Source organism: Sphingomonas panaciterrae (assembly GCF_036890205.1).
Lineage (GTDB): Bacteria > Pseudomonadota > Alphaproteobacteria > Sphingomonadales > Sphingomonadaceae > Sphingomonas > Sphingomonas panaciterrae.
Window position 1 is genome coordinate 66,965 of record NZ_JAKNQR010000008.1, and the last position, 15,864, is coordinate 82,828.

7 protein-coding genes are annotated in these 15,864 nt (G+C 66.3%); 2 read left to right on the top strand and 5 right to left on the bottom strand.

Annotated features, from left to right (window positions below; genetic code table 11):
- Positions 1-57 precede the first annotated feature (57 nt).
- Together L8F96_RS15425 and L8F96_RS15430 are read left to right on the top strand one after the other, a co-directional pair.
- Positions 58-2,004, top strand: coding sequence for a TonB-dependent receptor (locus tag L8F96_RS15425; RefSeq protein WP_334656544.1), 1,947 nt, complete (start codon positions 58-60; stop codon positions 2,002-2,004).
- A 236-nt stretch (positions 2,005-2,240) separates the two neighbouring features.
- Positions 2,241-4,730 carry a TonB-dependent receptor gene (locus tag L8F96_RS15430; RefSeq protein ID WP_334656545.1) on the top strand — a complete coding sequence of 830 codons (2,490 nt, stop codon included), beginning with the start codon at positions 2,241-2,243 and terminating at the stop codon, positions 4,728-4,730.
- Between the two features lie 71 nt (positions 4,731-4,801).
- On the opposite strand, the gene L8F96_RS15435 is transcribed toward L8F96_RS15430, so the two are convergent.
- The 5 genes from L8F96_RS15435 to L8F96_RS15455 form a co-directional block, all read right to left on the bottom strand.
- Entirely contained in the window at positions 4,802-7,981 is a 3,180-nt protein-coding gene (locus L8F96_RS15435) for a WD40/YVTN/BNR-like repeat-containing protein (protein WP_334656547.1), read from the bottom strand.
- Positions 7,982-8,112: 131 nt separating this feature from the next.
- Positions 8,113-11,052: a TonB-dependent receptor domain-containing protein gene (locus L8F96_RS15440; RefSeq protein WP_334656549.1), complete on the bottom strand. Its 2,940-nt coding sequence runs from the start codon at positions 11,050-11,052 to the stop codon at positions 8,113-8,115.
- Positions 11,053-11,646: 594 nt separating this feature from the next.
- Positions 11,647-12,402, bottom strand: a complete 756-nt coding sequence (locus L8F96_RS15445) for a Crp/Fnr family transcriptional regulator (protein ID WP_334656551.1) — start codon at positions 12,400-12,402, stop codon at positions 11,647-11,649.
- Between the two features lie 120 nt (positions 12,403-12,522).
- Complete coding sequence (locus tag L8F96_RS15450) at positions 12,523-13,992, bottom strand: hypothetical protein (RefSeq protein ID WP_334656553.1); 1,470 nt, start codon at positions 13,990-13,992, stop codon at positions 12,523-12,525.
- 421 nt (positions 13,993-14,413) lie between these two features.
- Positions 14,414-15,841, bottom strand: coding sequence for a L,D-transpeptidase family protein (locus L8F96_RS15455; protein ID WP_231621819.1), 1,428 nt, complete (start codon positions 15,839-15,841; stop codon positions 14,414-14,416).
- Between the last annotated feature and the right edge of the window lie 23 nt (positions 15,842-15,864).

A 15,864-nucleotide genomic window follows, 5' to 3' on the forward strand; every position in this document is an offset into this window, starting at 1 on the left:
GCCCCGGCCGTTCGCCGTTGAGATTGGGGGACGGAGATAATGTCGGTGAGCGTAAGAATGGGGGGCGGCGCGTTGCTGGCGATGATGCTGGCAACGACCGCCATGGCGCAGGACGGGCCCGACCCGACCGGCGACATCGTCGTTTCCCTGCCGCAGGGCCGGGCGCCGCAACCGCTCGAAACCCGCCATGTCCTCGATGCGCGCGACATCGCGCTGGTCGATGCGGTGGCGGCCGACGAGATTCTGCGTCGCCTGCCGTCGGTCTATGTGCCGGTGAACTCGCGCGGCGAGGCAGTGGCCTTTGTCCGCAATGCCGCCGAACGGCAGGTGGCGCTATTCTACGATGGCGCGGCGATCAACGTGCCGTGGGACAACCGGCTGGACCTCAGCCTGTTTCCCGCCGCGCTCGCCGGCCGGGCGCAGGTGGCCGCCGCGCCGCTCGCCCCGCTCTACGGCGTCAGCGCCTTGGGGGCGGTCAGCTTCACCCCGCCGCGCCCTGCCCACGGCCATGTCCGCGGCATGATCGGCAGCGGCGGACTGCGTGAGGTGGAGGCGGTCGCGCCCTTCACCCGCGGCAGCACCGATGTGATGATCGGCGGCAGTTACGCCACGCGCGACGGCGATACGATCGCCGATCATGCCGATCTGCCCTTCTCGCAGCGCGGGGCCCTGCGCACCAACACCGATCGCGAGATCGCCAGCGTGTTCGGCCGTGTCGGCACATCGATCGGCGATCATCTGCTGTCGGTCACCGCCTTTCACGTCGATGCGAACAAGGGGATCGCGCCCGAGAGCGATCGGCCCGATGGTGCGCGCTTCTGGCGCTACCCGACGCTTCAGCACTCGCTCGTGTCGGCCAACGCCGGGCTGGTGCTCGGGCCGACCACCGCGCTCGATCTGGTCGGCTGGTACCAACGGTTCCGCCAGACGATCGACAGCTACACCGACGATACCTACACCGTGCGCAATTCGCAGGAGGCCAATCGCGACGATACCGTCGGCGCGCGCCTGCTGCTGACACAGCAGCTCGGCCGCACGCGGATCATCGCCTCGGCCAATGTGCTGGATTCGCAGCATGACCAGCGTGACACGACATTCACGCGCGGCCAGCCGCCCGCGCTGCTCCCCGCCTTCCTCCACTATCGCCAGCGCAACTGGAGCTTCGGCCTCGATGCCACCACCGCGCTGACCGATGCGATCACTGGCGAGATCGGCCTCGGCTACGACCGGGTCTATTATCTGGAAACCGGGGACAAGCCCGACACGCCCGATGCCAAGGGATGGACCGGCCGGGTGGGGCTTTCCTGGGCCCCGGCCGAGGAATGGCGCATCCGCGCGGCGGTCGGCCGGAAGATCCGCCCCGCCACCATGCGCGAATTGTTCGGCCAGGCGCTCAACCGCTTCCTGCTCAATCCCGATCTGCAGCCCGAACGCATCGTCAGCGCCGATCTTGGCGCGGAATGGCGCAGCGACGCGGCCGGCGCATCCGTCGCGGGCTTCGTGCAGGATCTCGACGGGACGATCGACCAGCGCAACGTCGGCCGCCTGCGCCAGCGGATCAACCTCATTGGCTCGCAGGTGATCGGCGTGGAGGCGACCGCCTATTGGCATCCCGCCCCTGAATGGACGCTCGGCGGCAATGGCACCTTCGCCCGCTCGCGGCGCAAGGGGACGACCGGCGACCAGACCGATCGGCTCGCCGAAAAGCCGGACGTGATCGGCCGGATCTATGGCGATTACGACGGCCAATCAGGGTTCGGCGCGCTGGCGGAGGTGCTCTACACCGGCCGCGCCTATTCGGCCGATGCGGACGGCGTGCTGGTGGCGCTGCCGCGATCAGCGTCGGTGAACGTCAGGATGAGCCAGCGCGTGCGCTTCGCCGGGGTCGCCGCCGATGTGTTCGCGCGTGGAGACAATCTGTTCGATGATCGGATCGTCCCGCAGATCGGGTTGCCCGCGCCGGGCAGAACGCTCCGAATCGGCCTTACCATCTCAGGTGGATGAAGAAGATCCAGGAACTTAGACGTTTCGCGCTAACAACAACTCGTATCGCAGGACACTAAGCCTCAAAAAAATGTTCGGCACTGCAACATTTAGGATTGCGTTTGGCGCTTCACGACAGTTTTATGTCTTTTAAAGAAAGCGGCGCCGTGGCTGGCTGGTGAACGGACTGGCGGACGCTTTCGATCGAAACAGGGACGCAGATCAAACCAACCATTGGGGTTCTAGGGGGCTCAAAGATGACGACGGGTTCAACGCGGTGTTTCCGCGGACGATGGCTGCTGCTTGGCGTTTCGCTGCTGGCCGCCTCCACCTCCGCGCTCGCGCAACAGGCCGACGTGCCCGCCGTACCGACGGCCGAGCCGGAGGCGGCGGACAATAGCAGCCCCGGCGACATCGTCGTCACCGCGCTGAAGCGCGCGACCAGCCTTCAGCAGACGCCGCTCGCCATCTCCGCCGTCACCTCGGAATCGCTGGTGGCGCAGGGCATCACGGATTCGCAGGAGCTGACCCGCACCACGCCGAACCTCATCATCAACGAGAATGCGAACGGCGGCAGCCGCGTCATCATCCGCAATCTTTATGCGCCGGGCGAGCCGCTCGTCGGGCTTTACTATGATGAGACGCCGATCACCGGCACCAGCGGCGTCAGCAACGACGCCGGCGGCACGCAGCCGGGAATCCGCCTGTTCGACGTTGAGCGCGCCGAGGTGCTGCGCGGCCCGCAGGGGACGCTCTACGGCGCCAGTTCGATGGGCGGCACGATCCGCCTGATCTTCAACAAGCCCGATCTCGACGATTTCGAGGGCGCGGTGAATGCGCAGGTCAGCACCGTCAGCCACGGCAGCGGAGCGGGTGCCAATATCGACGGCGTCGTCAACGTGCCGATCGTCGAGGATGTGCTCGCGGTTCGCGCGGTCGGCTATTGGGATCGCACCGCCGGCTTCCTCGACAACAGCGTGCTGGGGCTGAAGGATTATAACAAGAACCGCAGTTATGGCGGCCGCCTGCTGCTGCGTTTCCGCCCGATGGAGAATCTCACCATCGACGGCATGGCGGTCTATCAGGATCGCGACGGCTTCAACCCGAACTGGAACCTGACGCGTGAGCAGCTGTTCGGCCGCCGCTTCGACCAAGACCTGCGCACGCAGACGCCGCAATCGGACAAGTTCCAATTGTACAGCGGCACGCTCAACTGGGATTTCAGTTTCGCCACGCTGACCGCGATCGCCTCCTATTCGAAGCGCGATCTGGCGGTGAATTTCGATTACGCGCCGTTCTTCAGCCGCTATTTCACCGGCAACATCGCGGCCAATCGCGTGCCGGGCTATGCCAATTTCGCCAATGACTGCAATCGCGGCCTGATCGGCGGCGCCAACGGCTGCTCGCCGGAGGAATATCAGCGCTTCGTCACCGGCTGGGGCAGCCTGACCGCCTATCAGCCGCAATCGACCAAGACGTCGACGCAGGAAATCCGCCTCGCCGACGCGCAGCATGCGATCAAGTGGACGGTCGGTTTCTTCCACAGCAACCGCGACAATTTCACACGAAGCCTGCTCAATACGGTCGATCCCGGGACCGGGCGGCAGCTGTATCCCAGCGGCTATTCCAACGCGCCCTACGGCTTCGGTTCGACGACGCAGCTCGATCGCACCATCGCCGACACGCTGAAGCAGATCGCCGTGTTCGGCGAGGCGACGTGGGAGGTGAACGACAAGCTGGAACTGACCGCCGGCGCGCGCTGGTTCGAATATGAAAAGAGCACCGGCGCCGAGGTCATCATCCCCAATTATGTCGCGGGCAACGTGCGGCTGCCGTTCTCGGAGCTGTCGGGCAAGGAGAACGGTACGCTCCTAAAATTCAACGCCAGCTACAAGTTCAGCCGCGACGTGATGCTCTACGGCCTCGCTTCGCAGGGCTATCGTCCCGGCGGCGTCAACCAGACGCTGGGCCTGCCGAGCTACGCCACCACCTATGATTCCGATCAGCTGTGGAATTACGAGATCGGCCTCAAGACCTCGCTGTTCAACCGCAAGGTGACGTTCAACGTCGACGTGTTCCAGATGGACTGGAGCAACGTGCAGATTTCCGCTTCCTACCAGGGCGCGTTCGGCTTCATCACTAACACGCCAAGCGGAACGCGCATCCGCGGTGCAGAAATGGATGCGGCCTATTACCCGATCGACGGCCTCGCGCTGCGCGCCTCGGGCAGCTACACCTCGGCGAAATTGCAGGACAACATTTCGCTGCCGTCGGGGATCAACCTGTGCACCGGCGCGCCGCCGTACCTCGGCTGCGCGGTGCTGGCGGGGATCGGGCGCAAGGGCAATACCGTGCCTTATTCGCCCGAATGGACCGCGCAGGGATCGGCCGATTACACCCAGCCGATCGGCAACGACATGGAGATCTTCTACCACGGCAACATCAGCTACCGCAGCTCCTCGTGGACGGTGTACGATCGCACCGCGCCGAACATCACCGCGGCGGGAATGGAATTGCCCGGTTTTGCCACCGTCGGCCTTCGTTTCGGCGTGCAGAAGGGGGACCGCTGGGGCCTCTATGTCTTCGCCAACAATGTGTTCGACGTGATCGGCGCGGTGAACAAGACGACCAGCGCGACCAGTTCGGTGCTCGCCCCGGTGGTCAGCAACGGCGTGACCTATCCCAGCGTCTATGTCACCTCCAGCCCGCCGCGCGTGATCGGCCTCAGCCTGCGTACCCGCTTCTGACGGGTAACGCTTGAGGGATCGGGCCTGACGGATCGGCTGCCGGCGCCACAGGGCGCCGGCAGCCTTTCTTCTTAATTGTCGCTTTCGGTTTCATCCTCAGTGGTGTCGGCGATGTTGAGGATCGCGCCGTCTCCGCCGCTGCGATAGGCGGCCAGCTCGGTCTTGGTCACCGGCCCCAGCAGCGTATCAAGCTCCGCCGTGATCGCGTCGATCGCACCGCGCAATTCGGTGTAGCGCGCGGCGGCATCGGGCGGCACCTTCTGGTCGCTGCCGTTCAGCTGATTGTAGAGATATACGACATGCGTCTGCAGCCCCGGCTGGCTGTAGCGGATCCTGGGCGTGATCAGCCGCTGCGCGATGCCATTAAGCGCCTCTTCGCGCCTGGCATCGGGTTGCTTGGCCAGCGCGGCCTGCGCCTGGGTGACGCGCGACACCGCCAGGTTGGTGTCGTGCACCAGCTTCAGCGTGCGCTGATTGTGCTGATATTGCGCCACCAGATCGGCGTTGGTGATCCCGCTCGCCAGGATGCGGGGATCCTCGACGATCTCCAGCGGCTGGCGCGTGGTGATGCCGCCCGCGACCATCTCCACGGTATAGCTGCCCGGCGGCACCATCGGCCCGGTCGGCGCGCGGCGGCCGCCGCTGGCCGGCGCACCATCGGGCGTGCCGGCGGTGCGCAGATCCCAGATGAAGCGATGCATCCCCGGCGTCGCATCGAGGCGCGTCGGATAGGTCGGGCGATAGCGGCCCAGCCCATCGTCATCCGCGCCGCCGCCGCCCGGCGTCGCTGCCTCCCCGGTATCGCTGGTGAAGCGGCGAACCACTGCGCCGGCCGCGTCGCGGATGGTGAGGACCATCGGCGTGGCGGCGGTGCCGGGCGCGATGAAGTAATCGATCTGCGCCCCCGGCAGGATATGCTCCGGCCCGACATTCGGGTCCGATCCCTTGTCGCCCGATGCGTTGATCCGCACCGCACGTGCTGGCTTGTAGAGCCGCGTCGCATCCAGCGTGCCGTCGGTCGGCAGCTGCCGCAGCACGCTGAGGTTGTCGAGGATGTAGAAGCCGCGGCCCTGCGTCGACAACACCAGGTCGCCATGCGCCAGCCGCAGGTCGGTGACCGGCGTTGCCGGCAGGTTCAGCTGGAAGTTCTGCCAGCGCGCGCCATTGTCGAACGACACGTACAGGCCATATTCGGTACCGGCGTAGAGCAGGCCGGGGCGTTCCGGGTCCTCGCGCACCACGCGCGTCGGCTCGTCCGGGGCGATGCCGTTGCGCCCGTCGGTCAGCCGCGTCCACGTCTTTCCATAGTCGCGCGTCGCATAGATGTAGGGCGCGAAATCGCCCATCAGATAGCGGTAGATCGCGGCATAGGCGGTGCCGGGTTCGCGCACGCCCGGCTCGATATTCTGCACGCGCCCGCCCTGCGGCAGCCCCTTGGGCGTGACGTTCTGCCACGATTTTCCGCCGTCCTGCGTGACATGGATCAGCCCGTCGTTCGATCCGGCCCAGATCACGCCCGGCCGCACCTTGCTTTCGCGAATGGCGTAGAGCGTCGAATAGACTTCCTCGCCGGTCGCATCGATGGTGATCGGGCTGCCCGAGGCGAATTGCTTGTCCGCCGGGCGCCAGGTGAGGTCGGGGCTGATCGTCTCCCACGTCACGCCGCCGTCGCGCGAACGGTGGACGTATTGCGACCCGTAATAGACGGTGTTCGGTTCGACCGGCGATACTTCCATCGGCGCGGTCCGCTGGAAACGATAGCGCAGGCGATCGGGATCGTTGCCGTACAAGGATTCACTGCCGATCCAGAACCGCTCCTCGTTGAAGTTGGTGCGCATGTCCATGCGGCTGAACTGCCCCTTGCACGCACCCCACACGATGTTGGGATCGTCGGGCTTGGGCATGATCGGCCCCGTCTCGCACCCCGGGCCGACGCGATAATCCTGCCCGTCGCCCAGTGCGAGCGAGGGGACGATCACGGTCGTATTGTCCTGCTGCGCGCCATAGAGGCGATAGGGAAACTGGTTGTCGACCGCGACCTGGTAGAGCTCGGCCGTCGGCTGGTTGCTCTGCACGCTCCATGTCGCGCCGCCGTCCAGCGAAACATTGGCGCCGCCGTCATTGGCCTGCACCATCACCTTGGGATCGGCGGGGTTGATCCACACGTCATGGTTGTCGCCATGCGGGGTGGGGCGGGTGGCAAAGGTCTTGCCGCCGTCGAGCGATTCAAACCATCCCTCGTTGCCGACGAACACGCGCTCGGCATTGCTCGGATCGACGCCCAGCGTGGTGTAATAGAACGGCCGGGTGACGAGTTTCCCGTCGCCGTTCACCAGCGTCCATGTCGCGCCCGCATCGTTCGACCGGTACAGGCCCTGGCCCGGCTTCGCCTCGATCAAGGCGTAGAGCGTGTCGGGCGCCGCGGCGCTGACGCCGACATTGGCGCGCCCGAACAGGCCGGTGGGTAGGCCGCCGCCCAGCTTCGTCCAGCTGTCACCGCCATCGACCGATTTGTAGATGCCGCCTTCCTTGCCGCCGGAGATGATCGACCACGGCTGGCGAAGCCCGTGCCACATCGTGGCGTAGAGCACCGCCGGGTTGCTCGGGTGATATTCGACATCCGCCGCGCCCAGCCGTTCGCTGAGGAAGAACACCTTCTTCCACGTGCGCCCGCCGTCGCGCGTGCGATAGACGCCCCGATCCTTGCTGTACGCGAACGGATTGCCGCTCGCCGCGACGAACACTTCATCGGGGTTGATGGGATTGACGCGGATCGTCGCGATCTGGCCGACATCGGGCAGGCCCATGAAGGTCCAGGTCTTGGCGCCGTCGACCGATTTGTAGATGCCGCGCCCGATCGACACGTTGCTGCGGATCTTGGACGATCCGGTGCCGGCATATACGATGTCGGGGTTGCTGTCGGCCACCGCAACCGCACCGATCGGGCCGACCCTGATCTGGCCGTCGGTGGTGTTGACCCATTTGTGGCCAGCATCGGTGGTCTTCCACACGCCGCCGCCGACCGTGCCCATGTAGAAAGTGCGCGGCTGCGTCGGCACGCCCGTCACGGTGGTCACGCGCCCCCCGCGCCACGGCCCGACATGGCGATAGCGCAGGCCCGACCATTGTTTGGCGTCATAGGTCTGCGCGCTGGCGGCGGCCTGCGTCCGGGCCTTCCCCTGCGCGCTGGCCACCTCCGCGATGCCGCCCAGCATGGTGCCCGCAGCGAGCAGCGCCAACGTATATTTCATCTTGTTACCCCCGAGATTCAGAAAACAGTCATGACGGTGTGCGGCGACCCTGTCCAAACATGATGCCGCGCCGCTTGGCCGCCCCCGACCGGCAGCATCGCGCCGCCGGCCGGGGATCGGCGCTCAGCGGCTCATTTCAGGTCGAACCGGATGCCCAGCCGGAACGTGCGACCGAGATAGTCGAAGAACGTCTGGTTGATGCCAAGGTCGACGTTGGACGTGTCGGACGGCCCCTTGCCGACGGGTGCCGGATCGCGATTGAACAGGTTCGCGACCCGCAGATACAGCTGGCTCTTCGCGCCGCCGATCGGCAGGTCGTAGGCGAAATAGGTGTCGACGTAGAAGGCGCCGTCCACCCGGTTGTTCAGGATCGTCCGGTTGATCGTGTTGCTCGCCGGGCAGTTGATCGCGCACTCCACCCAGTCATTGTTGTACACGCCCGCGCTGATCCCGCGCCCGATCACCTGCATCGAGAAATTGTCCAGCGCGTAGCCAAGCGTCGCCCGGTATGTCCAGTTCGGTGGGCCGCCCCCGGCGGTCTGCCCGACGGTGTCGGTCGGCGCATTGACCCCGTTCGATTCCGACGCCTCCAGATAATGGGTGGCGATGCCGCGGAAGCTGACCGTGCCCGGCAGCGTGGCGGACACGTCGGCCAGATCGAACTGATAGCTCAGCTCGAAATCGATGCCGCGTGCGCGGTTGGACAGGAAGTTATACGGGCTGTTGGCGATCAGATATTCGCTGACGGCCGGCCCCGGTCCGGCGGTGTTGGTGAAACCGTTGCTGCCGAACGGGATGACCTGGTTGCCGATCACCGCCTGCAACCGGCGGCACAATTCGATGTTGCCGGTGAAGCAGCGGTCGACGATCTCCTGAGGCCCCAGCGTCCCGATCGCGCCGTTGATCTTGATGTCGTAATAATCGACCGACAGGCCAAGGCCGGGAATGAACGACGGGCGGAACACCGCGCCAAAGCCCCAGGTGTCGGCCTTTTCGGGTTCCAGCGCGAGGTTGCCGGTCACCGTCTGCGTATAGCGGATCGACAGGTTGTTCTGCCACGGATCGCCGATCGAATTGGTGTTGCGCGCGCCGCCCTGGAACAGCTCCGACAGATTGGGCGCGCGGATATCGCGGGATCGCGAGGCACGCAGGCGAAGGTCGCTGATCGGCTCCCAGCTCAGCCCCGCCTTCCACGTCACCACATCGCCGGATTCGCTGTAGCTGGTGTAGCGCGCCGCACCGTTGAACTCGATGTTCAGCGGCAGTGAAACGAGCGATTCCAGATACGCCTCGGTCACCGTGTACGATCCGATCGTCGGCGTGAAATTGCCCGAATACCAGCCGGCGGCATATTCGGCCGGCACATAGCCATCGATCTGTTCCTTGCGGCTTTCCACGCCGAACGCGAGGCCGATCGGCTTCAGCCACGGATTGGTGACATTGGTGCTGAAATTGAGCGAGGCGACGTCCTGCTGGATGCGCCGATCGGCATAGGGCGCACCCATGATGTAATCGACCGCCGCTGCCGAATTGACGCCGATCCCCATGCGGTTGAACGGCACGCACCCGGCCGCCAGCGGGTCGGTGCTGCCGTCGCGCGTCACGCGGCACACGATCGCGCCGATCGCATCGCGCACCGCATCCTGCGCAAAGCCCAGCTTCACGCGATTGGCGGAAATCAGCGCTTCCTTCGCATTGGTGATGCCGCGCTGGTAATAACCGTCCCATTTCCATTCCAGCGCGAGGAGATCGAACGATCCCTCGAACCCCGCCAAGTAACGCTGGACGTTGCGGTCATAATGGCTTTCGCGGGTCGGAATGTCCTGGTTCCACGTGCCCAATGTGAAGCCGGCGCCGTTCAGCTGCGACCGGACGGCGGCGGGGATGAAGGCATTGTCGCCGCGGATCGACACATTCGCCTTGTCGGTGTGATAGCCGCCCCAGCTGTCCTGCTTGCTGCGGTTGTACGACAGCTCGGTGAACAGCTGGAAATTGTCGAGCACGTCGAAACTGAAGCGGCCGAACACGCTGGTCAGGTCCTCGCCCGGCTGAATCGACGTGCCGTAATAATGCTGGCTGATCTGCCAGTCGCCGCCGATCGTCCAGGGCAGGTTGTTCAGTCGGTTGTTGCCATAATCATAGCGGTTCACCGTGCCGCCCTGGCCGAAATAGGTGCCGCGCAACGGGCCGGAGGTGATGATGCCGCCCCCGGTGGTGGTGTTCAGCCCCGATTGGCCGGCGACCATATATTCCGGCTGGCCGTTGCCGGCGACATAGCGCGGGTTCTGGATCAGGTGGACGCCGCGGTTCTGCCACGCGCGCGGCCCGGCGCCACGCACGCCATCGCGCCGCACGATATTGCCGCTCAGCAACGCGCGGCCGCGCCCGTCGGCGAACTCGACCCCGCCGGTCAGCGTCGCGCGCCAGTTCTGGTCGTCGCCATAGGTGGTCTCGCCATAGCTAACCTCGCCCTTCAGCCCCTTATATTCGCGGTCGAGGATGAAGTTGACGACGCCTGCCACCGCGTCCGACCCATAGACCGACGATGCACCGCCGGTGACGACCTCGACGCTCTTCACCAGCCCTTGCGGGATGGTGTTCACGTCCACCGTCCCCTGCGCAATCGACCCCACCGATCGATGCCCGTCGAGCAGCACCAGCGTGCGCGTGGTGCCCAGCGACCGCAGGTTGATCGTGTTGATCCCGCCCGTGCCGCCGCTCAGCACGCGCTGCGTGTTGGACGGGGTGACGCTGCCTGCGACGGAAGGGATCTGGTTGACGAAATCGGCGACGTTCGCCGGGGCGGAGGCCTGAATGTCGGCAAGGCCGATCACCGTCACCGGCGTCGGCGCGTCATAGCCGTTGCGCACGATGCGCGATCCCGTGACCGTGATCGTCCCGCCATCACCCTCGGCGGCGGCTGCCTCGCCAAGCTGGTCGGCGGCGTCGGGCACCAGTTCGGGCGTCAGATTGGGCGAGGGGGAGGGGGCGGCCGGCACCGGCTGCGCATCCTGTGCATAGGCCGCCTGCGCCCCGGTCAGCAGCATGGCGCTCAGCAAGGCGCGGCGCATCGCCCGCTTCGGCGCGGTATCGGATGGAAGGGTGGGCGCCGACAGCCAGTTCTTTACGAGAAGTTGCGACGGCGGGGAATGTTGTTCGGCGCCAGCATGTTGATAACAGGCAGACTTGCCGTCGTCGGGAACACGCCCCGACTTCAAGACAGAACGCACGAACACACGCATATGGCCCCCTATGGCTAAGGTTATGTGTTTCCCCTGCGTGGATGGAACATGCGCCTTTTGGCAGCGCTTATGATTGACGATCAGACAGGCGCATTTGATCGCCTGTCGTCGCTGTTCCTAGTTCAGTGAGGCTAACAGTCGACTTTGCACCGTCAAGCAGAGTCTAATTTGTGGGCCATGCATGTTTGGACGGCAGCCATGCGACATTGCTATGGGCTGGCGCGCTGCCAAACCAGCCGACCATCAATGTTGCAAAGTGTTGCTGGGCCGCGGCGCCCGGCCAATACTGCCGCTATCGCGCGGCAATCATGTGTGAAATCGGTAAGCGATGACCGTGATGTTGGCAAGGCTGCCAGCCGCAGCTGCCCGTGCTTCCACCTTGTAACCCGACAGGTGAAGCGCGGCAGTGCACCGCCGCCGGGATCAGGCGCTGCCCACCCCGGTGCGCGCGATGCCGATGCTCTCCCACACGTCGCCCGCATCCTCCAGGTTCAGCGCGCGGCCGATCCGGCGCAGCAGCGCGTCGGGCGCGACGATCGTGACCACTTTCCCCTTCGACAGCACGCCATCCTGACGCAGCGCCGACAGCTCGCGCGATACCGTCTCGCGGGTGGTGGAGGCGCGTGCTGCCAGCTCGCCATGCGTGGGAAGCGCAAAGGCCCGCCCGCGCGCCAGCCGTGCGGCGCGGAGCAATTCCACATAGACGCGATACGTGGCCGGAAGGCAGGCGAGGCAGGTCAGTTGCCGCATGCTGGAAAACAGCATCGCCTCGCGTGCCCGGATCGCACGCTCGCGCACCCAGCCGGCGCGGTGATCGTCATCCAGCCAGGCGATCTGCGTCGGCTGCTCGGCGCGATAGGAAAGCGAGAAGGCGGGGGCGGACAATGTATCCAGCGCCGGCACCACATCGCCGGCCGAAAAACGCACCAGCGGCAGCGTCGCGCCATTGGTCATCGTCAGCTCGGCAATCAGCGCACCGCTTTCCACCATCGCCGCGGCACCCCGGTCGAAACAGTCGAAGCTGTCGCCCGCCCGCACCCGGCTCGAGCGCCGCACGGCGGCCTGGCTCGCGCTCGCCGACCGCTCGGGCGGCCCGGCTGGCCACGGCTCTGCGACTGGCCACGGCTCTGCGACCGGTTCGATCTGCGGGCGTGCTGCTGCCTGGGTGTTCATCGCCATTGCCCCCGCTGCGGCAACCCTCCCCCGAAGGTCGCGCTGTGCAAGTGTTGGGGAACGCTAGGGAAAGTGGTCGTGCGCGGGCCAGTCTCATTGCGTCGCAAAGCGTCGCAACATGGCGGATCATCCCTCGATGCGTTCCTGCGCGAGCGGGGGAAGCAGCGTGGTCACCTGCGGATCATCGCGCCACCGCCGGGCGATGCGGCGGGTGAAGCCGGCGGCACCCCATTGTTCGCCATTGGCACGCGCCCGCGCCAGCGTCGCGAGCAGCTGTGTGCGATCGCCAAAGACGCTGGCGACGAACGCCGCCCAGGAATGATCCGGATCGGCGCTCGCCTCCGCCTGCGATAGCGCGCGGGTCAGCATCACGTCGTACAGCGCGGCCGCGTTGCGCGGCGCCATCTGCTCCACGACCCGCGCATAGCTCGCGAGTTCGGGCGAGCGCCGGATCTCGGCGCGCAGCCGCAGGTGCCGGGCATAGCCTGTGCGATCCCCGCGGGAGAGAGCGATGACGCTCAGGCAGTCGTGAACGCTGGCGAGCGCGGGATAGGCACGCGCCAGTTCGCGCAGCAGCGTCTCCGCCTCTTCGTCATGTCCCGCGTTCCACAAGGCCCAGGCATAATCGGCCAGCAGATAGGGCGCGCCGGGATTCAGCGCGCGCGCGACGTCGAACTCGCGCAGCGCCGCTGCGTCCTCGCCATTGTCGGACAGGATGTTGGCATACCATTGACGCGCCAGTGCATCCTGCGGCGCAGCGGCGATCGCGCGGCGGAACAGCGCGCCGGCTCGCGCCGGATCACGGTCCCGCCAATAGGCGACGACGCCTAGCACGCGCAGCGCGGGCGCGGATTGCGGCGTCGTCGCCAGCAGCGCCTCCGCCTCGCTTTCGGCCCTTTCCAGCGCCAGCGCGTCAGGCAGCGCGCCGAATTCGCGCGCCAGCAGATACCCTTCGGCCAGCGCGGCGCGAATGGCGGGGTGGTCGGGCGCATGGTTGCTCAGCCGGGTCAGCGTCTGGATCGCGCGCTGCAGCCGCTCGGCCGACCGCGAGGCAATGTCATCGCGCGCCTCCAGCACCTGGCGGTGCATCGCCGGGGGCAGCGGCAGCGCGGCTGGGGAAGGGGCGCCGGGTGTCGGCAGAATGCCCGGCGCAAACCTGCCGAGCGCCAGCGCACCCAGGATCAGGACGAGGAAGGCCGCCACGGCGACGCTGATCCGACGCCGCTTCGACTGTTCGTGCCGGGACGTCGCTGCCCGCGGCGCCATCGCCGGTGCGGGCTCGGGCGGCCATCCGGCATCCGCGACGCGGTCAGCCGGTGGCAGGCCGGGCTCCGGCGCGCCGGCGGGGTCTGGTTGCGGCTCGGCCGGTTTCGACCCGGCTGGCGGCGGCTCGCCTGGCGGCGGGGCATCGCCGTCGCCCCGCACCCAGGCGTCGAGCTCGCTGCGCAGCGCATAAACGGTGCGGCTCTTGCCGCCGGGCAGCGAATGGACCGGCAGCTGGCGTTCGTTCGCCCAGCGGATCACGGTGGAACGATCGCGGCCGATATAGCGCGCAATCGCCTTCCAGCCGTCCAGCCGCTCCTCGCCCCTGTCCATCCTCGCCCGTTCGCTGCGGTTACCGGCGAAGCCGATGAACGGCGGCCTGCCGGCGTGTTCACCCGTTTCTAGCGGCACGCAGCGCCAGGGGAAAACAAGATAAACCATCAGGTGCAGGAGGACGAAGCATCTGTCCCCTGGTGGCACGAAAAGAAACGGGGACGGTGTTATCCGTCCCCGCAGTTCCCGCTGCCTTGGGGGTCAGAGGCGGCAGGCATCATGCCTGCCACGTCATGCAGCGGTCGATTCCGCCAGTGAATCGTCGACGACCTAGGGACTCGCGTCGATCAAAGCGCCGGGCCGCACGTCACACGAGGCGGCGGCGACGACACCATGTTCTTCGCGCCTTTGGCCCCCGCGTGCAGTGACGCCGCGCACGCTGCGCTGTGATCTTCGTCACACCATGCCTGTCCGGCCCGGCTTAGGGCCCGACATCGGCGCCGCCCCTGCGCACGCGCAGCGAGGAATGACCGTCGAGTTTCAGCGCCTCGGCCACCCGGTCGTTCCAGCCATAGGGGTCGTTGCGGATCACCGGCGCACCGGCCTCGTCGAACAGCACCGTCTGGTACAGCATGCGCACCGGGATCTGCGCCGGCAGCTTGACGAAGGTTTCCTTGCCGGTCGCCCGCGCCTTGTTCCATTCGTCCAGCACGCCGCCGTCGCGTGCCAGCATCTCGGCAAAGCCAAGCGCATCGTCCACCCGCACGCAGCCGTGGCTGCGCTGGCGCTGGATCATGCCGAACATGGGCTTGGCCGGCGTGTCGTGCAGATAGATGGCATGGTCGTTCTGCATGTCGAATTTGACCAGCCCCAGCGAGTTCTTCGGCCCCGGCTGCTGGACGATCCACCCGTCCTTCCACGCCATGTTGTTGGCCTTGAGATAGCCGGCGCCCTTCTTGGCGATCTCCTTTTCCTGGATCGACCGCGGCACCGTCCAGGTCGGGTTGGCGACCAGGCGGAAGATCGGGGAGCCAAGCTGCGGCGTCTCGGTATCGGGCTCGCCCACCACCACCTTGCGGCTGTCGACCAGTTTGCCGTCGCGCCAGTAGCTGAGCCGTGCGGCGGCGACATTGACGTCGATCCGCGTCGCCGGCGGCGTGCGCTCCAGCCACCGCAGCCGTTCCATGTTGACCGCAATCGCGCGCGCCCGATCGGCGTCCGACATGTTGAGGATCGACAGCGCGTCGTCGCCGATCACGCCATCGGGTTCCATCCCGTAATCGGCCTGCATCGCCTTCACCGCCGCCACCATCGCGGGAGAATAAGCATTGCCGTTCGCCGCCCCCTGATCGAGATAGTCGAGCACCACCAATTGGCGCGCGATGATCGGGATGCGCGGATCGCTGGCGCCCGGCTTGATCAGCTTGCCCGTTTCCGGAACCGCCGGGCTGGCGGTCGCATCCGGGCGGCGCAGCTCCAGATAGGATTGCGACAGGCGGCGATAATTGGCGTCCTGCGGCGCCAGGCTGTCAAGCCATTTGCCGACATCACCCGCCGCCAGCGCCCCGCGGAGACCCTGTTCCAGGTCCGCCTTGGGCCGGGCCACAGTATAGACCTCATATAGTTTCGACGGATCGGTCGCGCCGCTCGCCAGCGCCTTGGCATAGGTCAGCGCCGCCTTGGTCAGCGCGGCGTCATCCTCGCCCTCCACGGCGAATGGCATCTGGTCGAGGCCGTGCGCGGCGCGATTGTCGATCGCCTTGCGCAACTGGTCCTTTGTCTTGCTGGTCCATTTGGCCTCCTGCTGGGCCTCTGCCCCTGCGGCGCCATTTTGAGCCGGTTGATCCTGAACGCTGCACCCCGCCATCAGCGCCGCCATCGACGCTGCGATCACCCACTTTTTCTGCACCGGCTACTCCTTTGAACCACAAA